This window comes from Streptomyces sp. NPDC048353 (assembly GCF_055587165.1).
In genome coordinates this window covers 412,411-431,075 of sequence record NZ_JBVJGU010000002.1, presented here as the reverse complement: position 1 = coordinate 431,075, position 18,665 = coordinate 412,411, and the positions used below count along the sequence as shown (strand labels likewise).

The 18,665-nt window shown below is 70.8% G+C and carries 17 protein-coding genes; 7 read left to right on the top strand and 10 right to left on the bottom strand.

Features of this window, described 5'->3' with window-relative positions:
* The 9 genes from rpsC to ACZ6RC_RS07315 form a co-directional block, all read right to left on the bottom strand.
* Positions 1-849: a 30S ribosomal protein S3 gene (gene rpsC / locus ACZ6RC_RS07355; RefSeq protein ID WP_017239578.1), complete on the bottom strand. Its 849-nt coding sequence runs from the start codon at positions 847-849 to the stop codon at positions 1-3.
* Positions 849-1,196, bottom strand: a complete 348-nt coding sequence (gene rplV / locus ACZ6RC_RS07350) for a 50S ribosomal protein L22 (protein WP_004571827.1) — start codon at positions 1,194-1,196, stop codon at positions 849-851. Before rplV ends, rpsC begins: the two co-directional genes overlap by 1 nt.
* A 42-nt stretch (positions 1,197-1,238) precedes the next feature.
* Entirely contained in the window at positions 1,239-1,520 is a 282-nt protein-coding gene (gene rpsS, locus ACZ6RC_RS07345) for a 30S ribosomal protein S19 (RefSeq protein WP_024755409.1), read from the bottom strand.
* 12 nt (positions 1,521-1,532) lie between these two features.
* Positions 1,533-2,369 (bottom strand): 50S ribosomal protein L2, encoded by an 837-nt coding sequence (gene rplB, locus ACZ6RC_RS07340; protein WP_391144198.1) that lies wholly within the window; start codon positions 2,367-2,369, stop codon positions 1,533-1,535.
* A gap of 39 nt (positions 2,370-2,408) precedes the next feature.
* Positions 2,409-2,732: a 50S ribosomal protein L23 gene (gene rplW, locus ACZ6RC_RS07335; protein WP_355105121.1), complete on the bottom strand. Its 324-nt coding sequence runs from the start codon at positions 2,730-2,732 to the stop codon at positions 2,409-2,411.
* Positions 2,732-3,382 carry a 50S ribosomal protein L4 gene (gene rplD, locus ACZ6RC_RS07330; RefSeq protein WP_158989419.1) on the bottom strand — a complete coding sequence of 217 codons (651 nt, stop codon included), beginning with the start codon at positions 3,380-3,382 and terminating at the stop codon, positions 2,732-2,734. Before rplD ends, rplW begins: the two co-directional genes overlap by 1 nt.
* A 7-nt stretch (positions 3,383-3,389) precedes the next feature.
* Positions 3,390-4,034 carry a 50S ribosomal protein L3 gene (rplC, locus tag ACZ6RC_RS07325; protein ID WP_147980750.1) on the bottom strand — a complete coding sequence of 215 codons (645 nt, stop codon included), beginning with the start codon at positions 4,032-4,034 and terminating at the stop codon, positions 3,390-3,392.
* Between the two features lie 13 nt (positions 4,035-4,047).
* Positions 4,048-4,356: a 30S ribosomal protein S10 gene (gene rpsJ, locus ACZ6RC_RS07320; protein ID WP_003948644.1), complete on the bottom strand. Its 309-nt coding sequence runs from the start codon at positions 4,354-4,356 to the stop codon at positions 4,048-4,050.
* Between the two features lie 430 nt (positions 4,357-4,786).
* Positions 4,787-5,938 (bottom strand): hypothetical protein, encoded by a 1,152-nt coding sequence (locus tag ACZ6RC_RS07315; RefSeq protein ID WP_469579880.1) that lies wholly within the window; start codon positions 5,936-5,938, stop codon positions 4,787-4,789.
* A 488-nt stretch (positions 5,939-6,426) separates the two neighbouring features.
* Between ACZ6RC_RS07315 and ACZ6RC_RS07310 the strand changes: the two genes are divergently transcribed.
* The 7 genes from ACZ6RC_RS07310 (at position 6,427) to ACZ6RC_RS07280 (ending at position 15,702) form a co-directional block, all read left to right on the top strand.
* Positions 6,427-6,756 (top strand): hypothetical protein, encoded by a 330-nt coding sequence (locus tag ACZ6RC_RS07310; RefSeq protein ID WP_469579878.1) that lies wholly within the window; start codon positions 6,427-6,429, stop codon positions 6,754-6,756.
* Positions 6,753-7,454, top strand: coding sequence for a hypothetical protein (locus ACZ6RC_RS07305; RefSeq protein ID WP_391144188.1), 702 nt, complete (start codon positions 6,753-6,755; stop codon positions 7,452-7,454). Before ACZ6RC_RS07310 ends, ACZ6RC_RS07305 begins: the two co-directional genes overlap by 4 nt.
* Positions 7,454-9,640 carry a putative T7SS-secreted protein gene (locus ACZ6RC_RS07300; RefSeq protein ID WP_469579876.1) on the top strand — a complete coding sequence of 729 codons (2,187 nt, stop codon included), beginning with the start codon at positions 7,454-7,456 and terminating at the stop codon, positions 9,638-9,640. The genes ACZ6RC_RS07305 and ACZ6RC_RS07300 overlap by 1 nt, the downstream gene beginning before the upstream one ends.
* A gap of 399 nt (positions 9,641-10,039) precedes the next feature.
* Positions 10,040-11,110: an ADP-ribosylglycohydrolase family protein gene (locus tag ACZ6RC_RS07295; RefSeq protein WP_469580776.1), complete on the top strand. Its 1,071-nt coding sequence runs from the start codon at positions 10,040-10,042 to the stop codon at positions 11,108-11,110.
* A gap of 578 nt (positions 11,111-11,688) precedes the next feature.
* Positions 11,689-12,777: an ADP-ribosylglycohydrolase family protein gene (locus ACZ6RC_RS07290; protein ID WP_469580773.1), complete on the top strand. Its 1,089-nt coding sequence runs from the start codon at positions 11,689-11,691 to the stop codon at positions 12,775-12,777.
* Positions 12,778-12,793: 16 nt separating this feature from the next.
* Positions 12,794-13,471 carry a toxin glutamine deamidase domain-containing protein gene (locus ACZ6RC_RS07285; RefSeq protein ID WP_469579875.1) on the top strand — a complete coding sequence of 226 codons (678 nt, stop codon included), beginning with the start codon at positions 12,794-12,796 and terminating at the stop codon, positions 13,469-13,471.
* A 275-nt stretch (positions 13,472-13,746) separates the two neighbouring features.
* Positions 13,747-15,702, top strand: a complete 1,956-nt coding sequence (locus ACZ6RC_RS07280) for a PIG-L family deacetylase (protein WP_469579873.1) — start codon at positions 13,747-13,749, stop codon at positions 15,700-15,702.
* A gap of 149 nt (positions 15,703-15,851) precedes the next feature.
* Here ACZ6RC_RS07280 and ACZ6RC_RS07275 read toward each other — a convergent pair whose 3' ends face one another.
* Positions 15,852-18,527, bottom strand: coding sequence for a peptidoglycan recognition protein family protein (locus tag ACZ6RC_RS07275; protein WP_469579872.1), 2,676 nt, complete (start codon positions 18,525-18,527; stop codon positions 15,852-15,854).
* Positions 18,528-18,665 lie beyond the last annotated feature (138 nt).

Here is an 18,665-nt window from a genome sequence, read left to right as displayed (position 1 = left end):
TCAGGCCTCCGTTCCGGTGCTCTCAGCCGGAGCGGCAGCGGCGGCGGGAGCGTCGGCCTTGGGGGCCTCGGCAGCCGGCGCGGACTGCTGCTGCGGCTTGCGGCCGCGGCCGCCACGCTCGCCACCGCGGCCACCACGGCCGGCGGGACGGTCGCCAGCGCCGGCACCACGGGCCGGGCGGTTACCCGCACGGGCCGCAGCGTTCTCGGCGCGGACCTCGGCGATGTTCTTGACGTCGCCCTTGTAGATCCAGACCTTCACGCCGATGCGACCGAAGGTGGTCTTGGCCTCGAAGAAGCCGTAGTCGACGTTCGCGCGGAGCGTGTGCAGGGGCACACGACCCTCGCGGTAGAACTCCGAGCGGGACATCTCGGCGCCGCCGAGACGGCCGCCGCACTGGATCTTGATGCCCTTGGCGCCGGCCTTCATCGTGCCCTGCATGCTCTTACGCATGGCGCGACGGAAGGAGACGCGGGAGGAGAGCTGCTCGGCAACGGCCTGGGCGACCAGCTGAGCGTCCATCTCGGGGTTCTTGACCTCGAGGATGTTCAGCTGGACCTGCTTGCCCGTGAGCTTCTCGAGGTCGCCGCGGATGCGGTCGGCCTCGGCGCCACGGCGGCCGATGACGATGCCGGGACGCGCGGTGTGGATGTCCACCCGCACGCGGTCACGGGTGCGCTCGATCTCAACCTTCGAGATGCCGGCGCGCTCCATGCCGGACGTCATCATCCGACGGATGGCGACGTCTTCCTTGACGTAGTCCTTGTACAGCTTGTCGGCGTACCAACGGGACTTGAAGTCCGTGGTGATGCCGAGCCGGAACCCATGCGGGTTAACCTTCTGGCCCATTACCGGGTTCCTTCCTTGCTGCTGACGACCACGGTGATGTGGCTGGTCCGCTTACGGATCCGGTAGGCACGGCCCTGGGCACGCGGACGGAACCGCTTCAGGGTCGGGCCCTCATCCACGTACGCCTCGCTGATGACCAGCGAAGAGGCGTCCGTGTGGTCGTAGTTGTGTGCAGCGTTGGCGATGGCGCTGTCCAGCACCTTGCCAACCGGCACGCTCGCGGCCTGCGGGGCGAAACGCAGGACCGCCTGAGCCTCCGTGGCGTCCATGCCACGGATAAGGTCCACCACGCGGCGGGCCTTCATGGGCGTGACGCGGATGTACCGCGCCTGGGCCCTGGCTTCCATGGTTGTCCTTCCAGTGTCTGTCATGGTCATTCCACCCCGCTACTAGCGGCGCTTCGACTTCCGGTCGTCCTTCACGTGACCCCGGAAGGTGCGCGTCGGCGAGAACTCGCCGAGCTTGTGGCCGACCATCGACTCGGTGACAAACACCGGAATGTGGGTCTTGCCGTTGTGCACCGCGATCGTGTGGCCGAGCATGGCCGGGATGATCATCGAGCGACGGGACCAGGTCTTGATGACGTTCTTGGTACCGGCTTCGTTCTGTACGTCCACCTTCTTTACGAGGTGTCCGTCGACGAAGGGTCCCTTCTTGAGACTGCGCGGCATCTAAACCCGCTCCTAGCGCTTCTTGTTCGTCTTGCGGCGGCGGACGATGTACTTGCTCGAAGCCTTCTTCGGCGAGCGAGTACGACCCTCCTTCTGACCCCACGGGGAGACCGGGTGGCGACCACCGGAGGTCTTGCCCTCACCACCACCGTGCGGGTGGTCGACCGGGTTCATCGCCACACCGCGAACGGTCGGGCGAACGCCCAGCCAGCGCTTGCGGCCGGCCTTGCCCCAGTTGATGTTCGACTGCTCGGCGTTGCCGACCTCGCCAACAGTGGCGCGGCAGCGGGCGTCGACCAGACGGATCTCACCGGACGGCATACGAAGGTGGGCCATCGTGCCCTCCTTCGCCAGCAGCTGCACGGAGGCACCCGCGGAACGGGCGAACTTGGCGCCACCGCCGGGACGGAGCTCGATCGCGTGGATCGTGGTACCGACCGGGATGTTACGGAGGGCCAGGTTGTTGCCGGGCTTGATGTCGGCGCCGGGGCCGTTCTCGACCCGGTCACCCTGCGACAGGTTCTTCGGGGCGATGATGTAGCGCTTCTCGCCGTCCGCGTAGTGGAGCAGCGCGATGCGCGCGGTGCGGTTGGGGTCGTACTCGATGTGAGCGACCTTGGCCGGCACGCCGTCCTTGTCGTGACGACGGAAGTCGATCACGCGGTAGGCGCGCTTGTGGCCACCGCCCTGGTGACGGACAGTCACACGACCGGTGTTGTTACGGCCGCCCTTGCTGTGCAGGGGGCGGACCAGCGACTTCTCCGGCGTGGACCGCGTGATCTCGACGAAGTCGGCTACGGAGGAGCCACGGCGGCCCGGCGTAGTCGGCTTGTACTTGCGGATTCCCATTTCTCAGTCCTCGTCCGATTCCGGACGACTCGACCTCCGTCAGGAGGTCGGGCCGCCGAAGATGTCGATACGGTTGCCCTCGGCAAGGGTGACGATGGCGCGCTTGGTGTTGGCGCGCTTACCGAAACCGGTGCGGGTGCGCTTGCGCTTGCCCTGACGGTTGATCGTGTTGACCCCGGTGACCTTGACCGAGAAGACCGCCTCGACGGCCTGCTTGATCTGGGTCTTGTTGGAGCCGGGCGCCACGATGAACGTGTACTTGTTCTCGTCGAGCAGGGCGTAGCTCTTCTCGGAGACAACCGGCTTGACGAGGATGTCACGCGGGTCCGTGAAGGTCTTGCTGGTGATCGTGGCCTCGGACATCAGGCCTCGCTCCCTTCGGTCTCAGCGGTCTGGGGGCCAGACACGAAGGACTCGAAGGCGGCCTTGGTGAAGACCACGTCGTCGGAGACGATCACGTCGTACGTGTTGAGCTGGCCCGGCTCCAGGATGTGAACCTGGGGCAGGTTGCGGGCGGAGAGCCACGCGGCCTCGTCGGCGCGGTCGACGACCAGGAGCAGGTTCTTGCGCTCCGAGATCTTGCCGAACAGCGTCTTCGCGGCCTTGGTGGAGACCTCACCCTCGACCACGCCGGTGACGACGTGGATGCGGGAGTGGCGCGCCCGGTCCGAGAGGGCACCGCGCAGGGCGGCGGCCTTCATCTTCTTCGGGGTGCGCTGCGAGTAGTCACGCGGCACGGGGCCGTGGACGACGCCACCGCCGGCGAACTGCGGCGCACGGGTCGAACCCTGGCGCGCGCGGCCGGTGCCCTTCTGGCGGTAAGGCTTCTTGCCACCACCGCGGACTTCGCCACGGCGCTTGGTCTTGTGCGTGCCCTGACGGGCAGCGGCCAGCTGGGCGACGACGACCTGGTGGATCAGCGGAACGCTGGTCTTGGCGTCGAAGATCTCCGCGGGGAGCTCGACGGTCCCGGCCTTGTCGCCTGCCGGCGAAAGGATGTCAATGGTGCTCATCGGTTCCTCAAACCCCCTTGGCCGCGGTACGGACCAGGACGAGGCCACCGTTCGGGCCGGGGACCGCGCCCTTGATGAGCAGCAGACCCTTCTCCGCGTCAACGGCGTGGACGGTCAGGTTCTGGGTGGTGACCCGCTCGTTGCCCATACGGCCAGCCATCCGGAGGCCCTTGAACACACGGCCCGGAGTGGCGCAGCCACCGATGGAACCGGGGGAGCGGTGCTTGCGCTGCGTGCCGTGACCGGCGCCGAGGCCCTTGAAGTTGTGACGCTTCATGACACCGGCGAAGCCCTTGCCCTTGCTCTTGCCGGTGACGTCGACCTTGACGCCCGACTCGAACACGGCGGCGGTGATCTCCTGGCCGAGCGTGTACTCGCTGGCGTCAGCGGTACGAAGCTCCACCAGGTGGCGGCGCGGGGTGACGTCTGCCTTGGCGAAGTGACCCTTGAGGGGCTTGTTCACCTTGCGCGGGTCGATCTCGCCGAAGGCGATCTGGACCGACTCGTAGCCGTCGATGTCGTTGGTGCGCACCTGGGTGACGACGCACGGCCCGGCCTTGACGACGGTCACCGGGACGACCCGGTTGTTCTCGTCCCAGACCTGGGTCATGCCGAGCTTCTCGCCCAGGACGCCCTTAATGTTCTTTGCCATCTCGCGCGTCACCTCAGAGCTTGATCTCGATGTCGACGCCCGCCGGCAGGTCGAGACGCATGAGCGAGTCGACCGTCTTCGGCGTGGGGTCGAGGATGTCGATGAGGCGCTTGTGCGTGCGCATCTCGAAGTGCTCGCGCGAGTCCTTGTACTTGTGCGGCGACTTGATGACGCAGTACACGTTCTTCTCAGTGGGCAGCGGCACCGGGCCCGCGACCGACGCACCAGTGCGGGTCACCGTCTCGACGATCTTCTTCGCCGAGGAGTCGATGACCTCGTGGTCGTAGGCCTTGAGCCGGATGCGGATCTTCTGTCCCGCCATGGCTACTCAGTAGTCCTGTCTCTCGTAACGCTCTGGAACTCGGGGCTTCTCTTGACTCCGCCTCCGACCCACGCGGTCGGGCGTGTCGCACTCCCTCTACGCAGAAGTCCGTAAGACTTCCCAACCAAGGGGGTGCGGTCCCTGGACCGCGAGCCGGGGGCAGAACACCCGCCGAGTGCCTGGTCGGTACCCCGCTGACGCTTCCCAGAAGATTCCCGTACGTCCGACCCGCGTGGGGTCGACGAGTACTGTGGGACTCGCTTCCGGTCCTCCCGACGGGAGGCGCGCAGCATCGGCACTCAACCGAGCAACCCCGACAGTCTGCCATACGGGGGCATCCGGCCGCCAATCGGGGCGGAAGACTGTACCCCACGTCACGTCTGGCTACACGCAGGGTCGCGGTGGGCGCCGCCCGCCCCGGGCGGTCCGATCAGGTACGGGTGGCGGTGCCGCACTCCCCCGGCAGGTCGTCGAGGCTCTTGCTGCGGTCGTAGGGATCCGTGGCGGGGCCGGAGGGCGCGGGGGCGGGCTGGGCGCGCAGGTCCTCCGGGAACGTCGGGTGGAGGAAGCCGTCCGGCGCGCGGTCGCACGTGCTGTTGCCGATGGACGAGTGCCAGTACGAGATGCCCAGCTTGCCCGGCGTCACGCGGAACCTGCCGGGTTCGGCGAAGCTGAACGTGATCTCGCGGCGGACGATCGTCCGGGCCACCTCGTCGGCGCCCGGCCTGGTCTTCACCAGCGGGTAGACGAAGGTGTAGTCGGTGCGGACCAGCACCGTGCCGGCGTCCTTACCCTTGCCCTCCTCCACGGTCATCCGCCCGCGGAGCTTCACCACGCGGCCCACGAGCCGCACCTCGCTCGGGTCGAAGCGGCTGAAGACCCGCGTGGGGTCCCCCTTCTCCGTGGGGTGGGCCAGCCACGTGTCCACCTCGGACCGGAGACCTCCCTGCTCCGGGTCGAGGAGCGCGAGCGCGGCGGTGGGCTTCCCGCCCTTGATCACGGCCGGATCGAGGTTCGCGGCGACCAGGAAGCCCTTGGCCCGCTTGAGCGCCGCGGCCGTCTGCTTCTTCGACATCCAGCCGACGGCCTTGGCCGGGGGCGGTTCGATGCCCGCGGCCCCGTCCGCCCAGCGCAGGGCCGGGGAGCCCTTGAAGGGCTCCTTCAGGGTCGGGGTGTCGGGGAACGTCTCGGCCGCCGGCGCCGCGGAGGGCGGCGCGGTCTCGGCGGCCAGCGGAGTCGTCTCCGTACCCGGGAGCCAGCCGTCCGGAAGCCGGTCGGTCAGCAGCTCCGGCCGGAACGCCACGAGCCCGAGCGCGACCACCAGCACCATCCCGATGACGCCCTTCACCTGGCGCCGGGCCTTGCCGCGCCCGTTCATCTCCTGCCAGGCGGGCCCGGTACGCCACCCTTCCGGCTGCACCGGCGTCCGTGCGGGCGCGGCCCGCCGCGGAGCACCCGCGCCCCCACGCCGGAACCTCCACCGCCGCACCTTCGGCACCCCCACCCCGACGCCGTCCGCCCGCGCGGCTTCGACGATCGCGGCCCACTCGTCGTCGGAGACCGACGGTTCCTTCTCGCTCATGTTCCCCACCCCTGTCGAACGTTTTCGAACGGGAGAGTCTCACGATCCCCACGGGTCCTCCGCACCGTCTTCGCACCCGCCCGCACCGCATGCCGGGCATGTACGGATAACCCAGGCGCGACTGGTGGCGGCCTCCGGAGCTGTGCCAGGGTGGCGCGGTGATCGATTTCGGGGGCGGCTCGGACACGCCGGTACGGCGGTCTCGGCTCGCTGACTACGCAGGACCGCCTGTCGAACCGCAGGGCCCGCCGACGGGGGCGGCCGGCGCATCCGCGCCGGATCCTTCTCCGGGGGCATGGTCGCCCTCTCCCTGGTCGCCCTCTCCGTGGTCTCCCTCTTCCCCACCTCCCGACGCGCGGGGGGCCGTCCCGTCGTCCGCGCTCTCCGGTGCCCGTCACCCGGACGGGCCGGATGCGCCGCTGGACCCGGGGGCCGAGTCCCGGCGACGCGAGTTCGAGGCGGTCCTGGCGCTCTTCCGTACGACGGCGGTGGTCGTACCGCGCCGGGACCAGGCCTGGCTGACCGTCGATCTCGGCGGCGTGCGGTGGATCCTCGCGTTCTCCGACGAGGCCGCGCTGGTCCGGTACGCCCATGCCCGGGGCGAGGCCGAAACCGAGTGGGAGTACGAGACGGTGCTCGGGTCGCGGCTGCTGGACGTGGCCGTGCCGAGCGCGGGCATGCCGTGCGGGGTGGCCCTGGACGCGGCGGACGGCGCCGAGCACGCGGTGCTGTTCCCGCCCGTGGCCGGAGTCGTACCGGACGGGGCGGCGGTGGATCGGAACGTCACGGGAGCCGAGAAGTGGGGGGCCGCACGGTGAGCGGGGTCGGGGGCGAGGCCGGTGAGGACCTGGCCACGAGCGGGCTGAACGAGATCGCGAACGGCCTGACGCTGGCACTGGGCGAGCTGAAGGAGCTCGGCGCGGACAGCATGGCGGCGGAAGGGCGTGGCTTCGGCGGCATCGCGCTCTCGGGCTTGGCGATGGGCCACGAAGGGTTGACGGGGACGTTCTCGTCGTTCTGCGAGCGCTGGGAGTGGGGGGTGCGTGCCCTGATCAACGAGGGCAACTCGTTCGCCGTCGCCACGGGTCTGTCGGCCGGGAGCTACCACGAGACCGAGCAGTACGTGGAAGGCACGTTCAAGATCGTGACCAATGCGGCCATCGGCAATCCGTACGCCTCCGAGGACGAGGTCACGAAGCAGGGGTGGGGTGACATCGCCTCGTCCGGGGCCTACGGCGGGGTCGACTACAGCCAGGAGTCCTTCGACCAGGCGAGGGCCAATTCGGCCCAGGGCTGGAAGGACGCGGGCCGCGATCTGATGACCTCCCAGACGATCGGCCTGCCCGGCGTGAACCCACAGACCCTGCACTCCTCCGTCGGCGTCTCCGACGCTCAGTACGAGGAGATGCTCGACGACACGTTCGGCCCCTCTCCGGAGGAACGGGCCGCCGCCGCCCAGCAGCAGCAACCACAGCAGGGCGCGACGTCCCCGCAGCAGAGGGGTGACGAGGGCTGATGGGCGGCCTGCTCGACGACATCGGCAACGGTCTCGGTGATCTGGGCAAAGGCATCGAGGACGGGATCAACGAAGGCCTTGGGGCCGTCGAGGACGGCATCGACTCCGGCAAGAAGGCGCTGGGCGAGACCGTCGACTGGGCGAGCGACAGAGCCGGGGAGCGGCTCGACTCCTACGGTCTGCACGGCGCCGCCGACGTGGTCACCGACTGGGGCGACGGTGTCGCGTCGAACCTCGGAGCGACCCCCGGCGAGAAGCAGCTCGGCCAGACCGAGGAGGCGAACGAACTCGTCCGCGGGAACCCCACCACGATCCTCGAGAGCGCGGCGCACCTGAAGGACTTCCGGGCGGCCTTCGAAAAGGTCGGCCAGGGGATGAGGAAGGTCGATTCGTCACGCTGGAAGGGCGTGGGCGGCGACGCCTTCCGCGAGAAGTTCGGGGTGCATCCCACGAAGTGGCTGCACGCGGCGGACGCGTGCGAGGCGGCGGCCGGCGCTCTGGAGGCCTACGCCCACACGGTGAAGTGGGCCCAGGGCGTGGCGTACGACGCCATCGACCTGTACCGCGAGGGAAAGCGCGTCTCGGAGGAGGCCAAGGCGGCCGCGAAGGACAAGGACGCCGGCAACGCCACGACCGAGGACCCCGGAAAGGCGGTCGTCAAGGAGGCGGAGGCCCTGCTCGCCCACGCCCGTGAGCAGCGGAACACCGCCGCGACCGAAGCCCAGGCGAGGGTGGAGAAGGCTCTGGCCCACGCCCCGGCCGAACCTCCGCCGCTCAGCCGTCTGGGCGACGACCTCGTCGACGGATACCAGGCGTACAACACGGAGCTGACCCACGTGGTGGGCGGCGCCCTCAAGGGCACGGCGGGACTGCTCAACTTCGCCCGCGGCCTCAACCCGACCGATCCGTACAACCTGACGCACCCGGCCGCGTACATGCAGAACGTCTCGATGACGCTCTCCGGCCTGGTCTCCACGGTCGCCCACCCCGAGCGCGTGGTGACGGCCGCGGTCGAGGGGTTCAAGAAGGACCCGGCGGAATTCATCGGCCGCCTCATCCCGGAGCTCTTCGGCACGAAGGGCACGGGTTTCGCCGGCGGCGGCCTGCGGGCCGCGGCCCGGGAGGGGCTGGAGGCAGCGGCGTCGAATCCGGCGACGCGGGGTCTGAAGTACGGGGACGACGTCGCACATGCGCCGTCCTCGCCGCCGACGGGGCTGGTGGACGAGGCGGCCCCGCACTGGCCACCGTCCGCGGTGCCCGACAACGGGGTCTCCCAGCTGCCTCCCGGCTGGACGATCGACGACGCCGCCGCACACCCGACTCCGACGGGTCTCGTCGACGACACGGCCGCCGCCAAGGACTGGGACGGCCTGGCCCAGGCCACGGATCACGTGGACCAGGGGGCCGTCCACGCGGATTCGGTGGACGGCCCTACGGCGCAGGAGTTCCTGGACGATCAGTATCCGGAGCTTCAGGGGGTCAACGACGGGCCTGGTGGGCACGCCGACAACGGTTTCACGCATGAGCCGCACGTGTCGGCGGACGAGTTCCATGGGCTCGATGTCGCGCAGAAACACGAGGTCGCGGCAGCGGAGATCAGCGACGGCGCTGTTTCGTTCCCGAACGACGATGCGGCGATCGCGTACGGGCGGGAGCACTGGAACGACTACGCGGAGGGCCTTCCGGAGTCGACCAAGAAATCGGTTCTCGACTACACGGACGAACACGGAGGCCAACCAGATCCCCGCTATGCCACCTACTCGGAGATGAACGCGTATCTCCGAGGAAATCCCGAGCTGGGGACTCCGGATGTCCTCCGCAACATCGAGGAGGTCGACAAGGCTCTCGCCGGCCGCCCCGTCCCGGAGGATGTCACGGTGGCACGCGGCCAAGGGGTGGCCCACCTCGGCGTCACACGACCCGAAGAGCTGGTCGGCAGGACTCTGGACGAACCGGGCTACATGTCCACCTCGCTCGGCAGCGCGGCTTTCGGCAACAAAGCGGGCATCCTGCACCTCCGCGTCCCCGAGGGAACCGATGCCCTCTGGGTGGAGAAGGTCAGTCATTACGGTATGGGCGAACGGGAACTACTCCTCGGACGCGGCATGAGCTACAACGTGACACGGGCCTTCGCGGACGACACCGGTCAATGGCACATCTACGGGGAGATCCTGCCCCGGAACTAGGGAAAGACAGCAATGAACAGCGAAAAGGAATCGCCCCGTTTCGTGAAGCGGAGAACCGGTGGCCACACCGAGGACTACGGATCCGTCGTCGTGCCAGGGCCTCCGGAATATTCGTCCCGAACCCGTGAAGCCGTGCAGTATGTCGCGCTGGCCGACACCGGCGGCACGGTGATCGGCTACCTGTGGATCAGCGACCGTGCCGACGCCGCGGGCTGGGTCCCCCGACGAGAAGGCTCCAGCGGCGACGTCGCGTGGATCGACGGGCTCCGTAAGGCGAAGGCGCGAGGGCTGACGCCGTCGGGAGCGCTGACCCGGATGACCATGGAGTCGCCCTCCCCCAGCAGCCACGTGGTACCGGGCTCCCTCGCGGAGGCCCCCCACTCGGACGCGATCCTCGATCTGGCCGGCCACCCGCCCACGGAGCGCCCGTGGCACGCGGCTACCGGGGTCCTGCTCGGCCTGGCGCTCGGTGACGCCATGGGCTACCCCACCGAGTTCCTGACCATGGAGCGCATCACCGCCACCTTCGGGCCGTGGCACACGATGGAGATGCCACTCTCCGCCGGCGATGTCGTGCGGGTGACCGACGACACCCAGATGACCTTGGCGGTCGCGGAAGCGCTCGCGGACGTCACCGTGAGTCCTCGCGTGACGGGTGGGGCCTGGGGGGCAGCCCAGACCTTCACACCGGCGCAGGTCGAGGAGGCCCTGCGACGGCACTTCGTGACCTGGCTGCGCTCCCCGGACAACGACCGGGCCCCCGGACAGACCTGCCTGGACGCCTGCACCGGACTCGAACGCGGTGTCCGATGGCAGGACGCCACGGTCATCAACTCCAAGGGCTGCGGCGCGAACATGCGCGTGGCCCCCGTCGCCCTCGTACCCGGCCTGACGGCCGAACAGCGCTCGGGCATCGCACAGCTGCAGGCCGCCATGACGCATGGCCACCCGACCGCTCTTGCCGCAAGCGATCTCACGGCCCATGCGGTGTGGCTCCTCGCTCACGGCTGCGCCCTGGACGAGCTCATCCCGCAACTGCGCCTCCACGCGACACAGTCGCGGCGGAAGTACCACGAGGCCTGGCTCGGCGACCTGGCGCACAAGGCCGGAGCACCGGACCCCGAGACCTACATCGCCTTCGGATGGGACGAGTGCCTTCGCGCCCTCGACACGGTGGCCGACGCCCTGCGCGACCCGGACGTCGACCGCGACCCCTGCGAGGCGGTCGGCGCCGGCTGGATCGCCGAGGAAGCCCTCGCGACGGCGCTGTACTGCTTCCTCGTCGTGGACGGCTACGCCCGTCGGGCCATCCAGCGCGGAGCGCACTCTTCCGGAGACTCCGATTCCATTGCCGCCCTGGCCGGCGCCTTCGCCGGAGCGAAGCACGGCCCCGCGTACTGGCTGCCCGAGTGGACCGAGGTGCTGGAGTACCGCGACCACATCCGCGCCCTGGGCCGGGCATGGGATTGAGTACCGAGAGGACGTGCCTGGAGGAGACCGCGGTGAGCGCTCGTACCCCACCCTCCAAGTGACCGCGTCGCGATCCGGCCACCCGCACTTCGGTGCCCCACGAGACAAGGACTGCCCGCATGCACCCCGAACGGGAATCCGACCCCCGCTTCGTCAAGCGGACGACCAATCCGCACTTCGAAGAGGACTTGCAGTTCCTGATCCAGCCGGGCGGGCCGCAGCGGTACGCACGCGAAAGCAGCGGGCCCGTGCAGTACGTCAGCGTGGCCGACGCCCGCGGCTCGGTGATCGGCTATGTGTGGGTCAACGACAGGGACGCCGCCGCGAACTGGATCGTACGCAAGGACGGCGGTTCCGAAGCGTTCAACGAAGGTGACGTGTGGGTGGGCCGCCTCTATGACGCCACAGCACGCGGGCTCGCGCCGTCCGAAGCGTTGGCCGAGATGATCCGTGATTCGCCCTTCGTCGAGTCCAGCCACGTCGTACCCGGCTCACTCGCCGAGGCCCCGTACCCCGGTGTACTCGAGGCACGCGCAGGACAGCGTCCGAAGGGGGCCGCGACGCGGCCGGCGAGCGGGGTGCTGTTCGGTCTCGCCCTCGGGGATGCCATGGGCTACCCGACGGAGTTCCTCACCATGGAGCAGATCGGGGCCAGGTTCGGTCCCTGGCACACCATGGAGCTGCCCCTTTCCCCGGGCGGCGGGGTGCGGGTCTCCGACGACACCCAGATGATGCTGGCCGTGGGCGAAGCGCTGGCGGAGGCCACCGGCAGTCCGGACAGCGCCGCACAGGGGCGCGCGGCACGGGGGGCCGAGGGAGAGCGGGACGTCCGAGGCGGACGCAGGCCGCAAGGAGCCGCGCAACAGGGAGGTGCCTCGCTCACGCCCGCCGCTGCGGAAACGGCCCTACGGAAACACTTCGTGCGCTGGCTGCGCGACCCGGACAACAACCGGGCTCCGGGCCGGACCTGCCTGGACGCCTGCGCGGCTCTGGAACGCGATGTCCCCTGGCAGGCCGCGAGCATCGTCACCTCCAAGGGGTGCGGCGCGAACATGCGGGTGGCCCCCGTCGCCCTCGTGCCCGGTCTGACGGCCGAGCAGCGCTCGGGCCTCGCCCAGCTGCAGGCCGCCCTGACGCACGGCCACCCGACGGCGCTCGCGGCGAGCGACCTGACGGCCCACGCCGTGTGGCTCCTCGTCAACGCCTGCCCCCTGCCGCATCTCCTCGATGAACTTCGCGCCTATGCGCGGGCCTCGCGGCGGACCTACCACGCCGACTGGCTGGGCGGCCTCGCCCAGCGGGCGGGCGCGCCGGACCCCGAGACCTACATCGCCTTCGGGTGGGACGAATGTCTGCGCGCTCTCGACCGCGTGAGCGAGGCGCTGCGCGAGCCGGACGTGGACCAGGACCCCAGCACGGTGGTCGGCGCCGGCTGGGTCGCCGAAGAAGCGCTCGCCACAGCCCTGTACTGCTTCCTGGTCGTCGGTGGCGACGCACGCCACGCACTGCGCCGCGCTGCCCACTCGTCCGGAGACTCCGACTCGATCGCGGCCCTGGCGGGCGCCTTCGCCGGGGCGGTGCACGGCATCAAGTACTGGCCGCCGGAGTGGCGCGAGGTGATCGAGTACGGGAACCGTCTCAGTGCCCTGGGCACGGCCTGGGACTGACCACCGCGTGCCGACCATGCAGACACAGAATCCGGTGCAGCAGGCGACCGCCTGGCTGAGCGCGGTCTACGGCGGGCTCGTCGAGCTCGCCGTGCCGCGCCCGGTGTACGAGACGGACACGGCATGGCTGCTGTCCTGTCGGGCCCTCCCGCAGCCGGGGTACCCGCCCTCGCCGATGCTCGCGGCCTCGCTCGTCGTGCCCAAGGACGGCAGTTCGCCGTTCCACCCCGCCTCCAGCGCCCCGTCGGCGGACCTGGAACCGGCTCCCCCGCACGAGACCGCCGCCCGGGTCCGTCGCCAGGCGCGTCGCATCAACGCCCGCGGCTGTGTGGCGGCGCTGCACCCTGCGCTCGACGGCCACCGCGCCGTCGCCCTGCCGTGGCGCCCCGCCCACGAGGCCCCCGGCTGGTGGGACCGGCTGCACCGCCGGTACTTCCCCGGCTTCGCGCCCGTGCCGGTGGACGACTGGAACGACGTGATCAAGGCCCTTCACGTACCGGGCCCGGATACCCGTGGGCTCGTCTGGGTACGCCGTGAAGCCGGTGGTCAGGAGGCGACCGGGAACCTCCTCTACGCCCATAACAACAAGGGCCAGGTCACCTTCCTGGACGGTGTCACGCGTTCCCTGGCCGTGCTGGACACCTCCGACGTCCGTCGGCTGGTCCTGCTCCGGGCGCTCCCCGCGCAGCCCTGACGGCGGGCGGCCGCCAGCCCCCGCAGCCGCCACCCCGACGCCCCGCGCCCCCCTCCCCCGCAACCCCTCGCCCATGTGACCTATCCCCGCACAACCTTTCGGGCCCTGTCGCCGTCTTCGTTAACGCTCGATGACCGGTACACAGCGCGGGGGAAGCACCACCAGTGGACGACATATCCGTGTCCGGGGCCGCTCGGCCCCGGCGGCGCAGGGTGCTCGCGGGGGCCGTCGCGGCCGCTGCTCTCGGGGGGAGCGCGGTTCTCGGGGGGTGTTCCGTGCCCGCGTCACGGCGGGCCGTGCCCGCCGCCGATCCCGCGCCCGGGATGCCGATCGCCCGCTCCGGGCGCGCGCAGCTGATGCAGTTCGCCGCGCACCCGGACGACGACCTCTACTTCATGAACCCGGACACCCAGCGCATGCTCGACGCCGGTGTCCCCCTCGTCTCCGTCTACGTCACCGCCGGCGAGCACACCGGCGTGAACCGCGTCGCGGGGATGCCCGCGGCCGCGCCCGACAAGGCCGCCTACTCCTCCGCCCGGCACCAGGGCCTGCGCCAGGCGTACGCCGAGGCCATCGGGCTCGACCGGTTCGCGACCTGGCGCCGGGACGTCGTCACCCTGCGCGGCGGCCGGCAGGCCGAGATCGACACCCTCGCCCACAACGGACGCCGGGTCGAGCTGATCTTCCTCAACCTGCCCATGCACACCCCGCGCCGGTACATGGCCCTGCCCGCCCTCTGGCGCGACCGGGCCCTCGAACTCCCCACCCACGTCTCCACCGGCTCCCCCGTCCGCCGTTCGCAGACCTACGACCACGGCCGGCTGGTCGACGTCCTCGTGGGCCTCCTGGAGCGGTACCGACCGACCGTCGTGCAGACCCTCGACCCCGACCCGGACATCCAGCTCAGCGACGAGGCCACCCGCAAGCGGGACAGCGAGCAGCCCGGCTACTCCGACCACGGCGACCACACCGCCGTCGCCTGCTTCTCCTGGGCGGCGCTCGTCCGCTGGGTCGCCGACTCCGCCCGGGACGGCGCGCCGATACCGGCGTTCGCCGCCACGGCGTTCCGCGGCTACTACAACCGCCACTGGCCCAAGAACCTCCCCCCGCAGGTCCTCCGCGAGAAGGCCGGGCACCTCGTCCCGTACGGCGGCGACCCCTCCTGGGAGTGCGGCAACCCGTCCGGCTGCGGCGACTACGGCGTCGGCGGCGACCGCCCCCTCACCAACAAGAAGGGGTGGGTGCGCGCCACCCACCACCGCTGGCCCGGGCGCGGCCCGGCCGTCCACGCCCAGCCGGACGGGCGGCTCGTCGCCCACGGCGTGCTCGGCCTGCGCGCCGTGCGCTGGCGCGAGACGGAGCGGGGCTCGGGGCTCTGGGGCGAGCCCGAGGACCTCGGGGGCGGGCCGCTCGCGCCCGAGCTGGGCTCGGCGGTGCTGCCCGACGGCCGGGTCCTCCTCGTCGGGATCCGGTTCGCCGCCCTCGGCGGCCACGGCGGTCCGAACCGGCGCGAGGTCGTGCTCCTGGAGCAGCGCTCCCCCGGCGGCCCGTTCCGCGCCTGGCGGGGCCTGGGCAATCCGGAGCGCGGCGACGACCGGGGGCGCCGGATCGGCGTGCCGGTGGCCGTCACCGCCCCCGACGGCCGCGTCCATCTCTTCGTACGCGACGCGGGCAAGGGCGTCTCGACGCGGGTACGAGCCGCCGACGGCACCTGGAGCCGCTGGCGGCCCCTCGCCGGGGACGCCGAGGTGCAGGACGGGCTGACCGCCCTCGTCGACGGGGCCGGCCGGGTCCACGTCCTCGCGGCCGGCCGGGAGAGCGTGGCGCACTGGATCGACGGGGTTCCGGCCGCGCCGCTCGCCGGCGCGGGCGACCCGGTCGCCGCCGTCCCCGCCCCCCGCGGCACCGACGGCGGTGCCGACGGCGTCGTGGTGTACCGCCGTGCGCCCGCCTCCCCAGAGCTGCTGTCGAGCACCGGCGCCGGCGTCTCCTTCGACGGGTACGGCGTGGTGACCGCCGCCGGCGACGGCCGGTCGCCCGTCCTCCTCGGCAAGGACCTGCGCGGCCGGATCCAGCTGCGCGGGGCCGGCCGGCTGCACACCCGTACGCAGGGAACGGCCGCCGTGGGCGGCACCGCCCTGCTGCTCGGCCCCGACGGGCCCACCGCCGTCGGCCTGGGCGCCGACGCCCGGCCCTGGCTGTGGCGGCCGGAGCGCGGCGCACGGAGCTGAACGCGGCCCGCCGTACACAGAGCCGTACACAGAGCTGCCCACAGAGCTGCCCACCGAGCCGCACGCAGAGCCGCATGCAGCGCAGCGCATAAAGACGCGGGCCCGCCTCCCCCGAGGGAGACGGGCCCGCGTCCGTGCGTGCGCTCAGATCACTTGGTGAAGTACCCCGTGATGTCGGCGATCAGGTCGACCGAGCCCGCGCGGTTGTAGAAGCTGACCTTGCCGTTGACGACCGGGACGACCACCAGGTTGGGGATCGTCTGGCCGGCGGTGAAGTTCAGGTTCGACGCGCTGGTACGAGCCGTTCCGTCCGGGTAGACCGAGACGAAGCTGGCCGAGGTCGGGTTGGTCGCCGTGACGTTCAGGACGACGGCGGTGACCTTGTCACCGGCCGGCACGCCCTGCACGCCCGCGACCGGCAGGGTCACCACGCCGCCGGCCGCGACCGGGGCCTTGGCGACACCGAGGCCGGAGCGGGTGTCCATCAGCCGCTTCGGACCCAGGTTGATGTGGGACGCGCCCTCACCGCCCGAGGTGAAGTAGCCCGTGATGTCGGCGATCAGATCCACCGAGCCCGAGCGGTTGTAGAAGCTGACCTTGCCGTCGACGACCGGGACGACCACCAGGTTCGGGATCGTCTGGCCGGCGGTGAAGTTCAGGTTCGACGCGCTCGTCCGGGCCGTGCCGCTGGGGTAGACCGAGACGAAGCTCGCCGAGGTCGGGGCGGTCGCCGTCACGTTCAGGACGACGGCGGTGACGTCCTCCTCCGGAACTCCCTGGACGCCCGCGACCGGCAGCGTCACGACGCTGTCCGGGCCGACCTTGGCCTTCGGAACGCCCAGACCGGCGCGCGTGTCCATGAGCCGCAGCGGGCCGTGGTTGACGTGCGTGGAGCCCGTGGTCTCGGTCGTGTAGTAGCCGGTGACGTCGGCGATCAGGTCGACGGTGCCGGCGTGGTTGTAGAAGCTGACCTTGCCGTTCACGACCGGGACGACGACCAGGTTGGGGATCGTCTTGCCGGCGGTGAAGTTCAGGTTCGAGGCGCTCGTCCGGGGCGTGCCGTTCGGGTAGACCGAGACGAAGCTCGTCGCCGTCGGGGCGGTGGCCGTCACGTTCAGCACGACCGCGCCGACGTGGGTGGCCGGAATGCCGTTGGCGCCGGTGACCTGGAGGGTCACCACGCCGGCCGGGCCGACCTTGGCCTTCGGCACGCCGAGACCGGCGCGGGTGTCCATCAGCCGGGTCGGGGTGACGGGCTTGAACGTCTTGGGACCGGGGACGGTCACGGTGACGGCCGGGCTGGTGGTCGTCTTGCCGGAGGTGTGCGTGGCCCGGATGGCGACCTGGTGGTTGCCGTAGCCCGTCACCGTGGTCGCGGCGCTGCGGATGTGGCCCCAGGACCAGCCGGCGACCTGACCGTCGACGAGGACCTCGAACTTGTGGATGAGGCCGTTGACGGTGGAGGTGGACCAGTTGACCGTCAGCGGGCCGGGCGTCTCGTAGCCGCCGCCGGCGGGTGTCGCGCCGCCGCCCAGGGAGTCGACCTTCAGGTTGGCGACGGTGCCGGTGGCGTGGCTGCGGATGGTCGGCAGCTGCGGGTAGAGCATGATGCCCGGGCACTGGGTGTTGAAGCCGTTGCGGTGGCCGGAGGTCGCGGCGAAGGAGTAGACCTTGCCGGCCTCGAACTTGTCACCGAAGTAGTTGGTCTGCGCGGCGCCGGCGGTGAGCTGGGCGGTGCCGCCCGGGTTCACGCCGTACTGCCCCAGCTTGTACGCGATGACCCGGGACGCCGAGATCAGCGCGGGGTTCGAGGCGGCCTGGCTGGTGTAGTCGCCGATGACCGCGACGCTGGTGGACTCGGAGTTCCAGCCGTACGTGTGCGCTCCCTGTACGGGCTGGTCGATGCCGCCCTCGCGGCCCTCGAAGATGGTCCCGCACTTGTCGACGAGGAAGTTGTAGCCGATGTCGCGCCACTTCTCGCCGGTCGTCACGTGGTAGCGGAGGATGCTTCGGACGATGGCCGGCGACTCCGAGCAGTCGTAGGCCTCGCTCGTCGTGTGGTGCACGAAGGCGGCCTTGATCTTCCCGCCGGGCAGGTAGATCGGGGGCTCGGGCGTGGGCACCTCGTCGTCCGCGCGCCACTCGGCGCGGGTGACGATCTTCGGCTGCGGAGCGGTCGACGCCGGACCGGGCGTGGTCGGCGGGGTGTCGGCGACGAAGGCGGCGGGCTCGGCGTCGAGCGTGCCGTTCTCCTTCGCCTCGCCACCCGCACCGCCGGGGTCCACCATGTTGAGCTGCAGGCCGGCCGGGAGCGTACCGGCGGCCGCGCCGTCGCTCACCCGGACCTCGGCGCCGTCCGATGCGCCCACCCAGATCGGCTCGGTGGCGGCGCCCGCGCCGGGCCGCTTGCCGTCCATGCCGACCGGCAGCGGCTCCAGCTCGATCCAGTCGGACCACTCGCCGGTCTCGATACTGCGGGCGCGCGCCTCTATCGTGCCCTTGATCTTCTCGTCGGAGTCCGCCCAGGAGACGCCGAGGAGGCCGAACGGCTCGGTGGTCCGCTGGGTCAGGACGGCCTCGCCCTTGCCCTTGTCGGTGAGCGCGAGCTTGTGCAGCTCGCCCCGGCCCGACACGCCGTTCCCCGCCTCGGTGCTGTACACACCGGGCTTGTCCCCCGCCCCGGCCTTGTCCTCCGTACCGAAGACGGCGCCGTTCGCCGCGGCCTGGATACCGAGGACCGCGAGGACGCCGACGGCGGTCCCCAGCGCGGTGCGGCGCACCAGCGCCGCCTTCGTCGTCCGTCTCGCTCGACGTCCGGAACTCAAGATGTCTCCCCACCCCTGATGGACATGACACACACAACTGTTCGCATGCTAACTGGCCACTCCCGCCCCATCCGTCACCGGGGCGACACAAGAAGGCCCCCGCCCCACCGCGAACGGTGGATCGGGGGCCTTCTGTTG

Bases quoted from the DNA above. Each gene is read 5' to 3' on its own strand.
- ACZ6RC_RS07315 (WP_469579880.1), bottom strand. From the start codon at position 5,938: ATGAGCGAGAAGGAACCGTCGGTCTCCGACGACGAGTGGGCCGCGATC.
- rpsC (WP_017239578.1), bottom strand. From the start codon at position 849: ATGGGCCAGAAGGTTAACCCGCATGGGTTCCGGCTCGGCATCACCACG.
- ACZ6RC_RS07285 (WP_469579875.1), top strand. From the start codon at position 12,794: ATGCAGACACAGAATCCGGTGCAGCAGGCGACCGCCTGGCTGAGCGCG.
- rplD (WP_158989419.1), bottom strand. From the start codon at position 3,382: ATGAGCACCATTGACATCCTTTCGCCGGCAGGCGACAAGGCCGGGACC.
- rplC (WP_147980750.1), bottom strand. From the start codon at position 4,034: ATGGCAAAGAACATTAAGGGCGTCCTGGGCGAGAAGCTCGGCATGACC.
- rpsS (WP_024755409.1), bottom strand. From the start codon at position 1,520: ATGCCGCGCAGTCTCAAGAAGGGACCCTTCGTCGACGGACACCTCGTA.
- rplV (WP_004571827.1), bottom strand. From the start codon at position 1,196: ATGGAAGCCAGGGCCCAGGCGCGGTACATCCGCGTCACGCCCATGAAG.
- rplB (WP_391144198.1), bottom strand. From the start codon at position 2,369: ATGGGAATCCGCAAGTACAAGCCGACTACGCCGGGCCGCCGTGGCTCC.
- ACZ6RC_RS07300 (WP_469579876.1), top strand. From the start codon at position 7,454: ATGGGCGGCCTGCTCGACGACATCGGCAACGGTCTCGGTGATCTGGGC.
- rpsJ (WP_003948644.1), bottom strand. From the start codon at position 4,356: ATGGCGGGACAGAAGATCCGCATCCGGCTCAAGGCCTACGACCACGAG.
- rplW (WP_355105121.1), bottom strand. From the start codon at position 2,732: ATGTCCGAGGCCACGATCACCAGCAAGACCTTCACGGACCCGCGTGAC.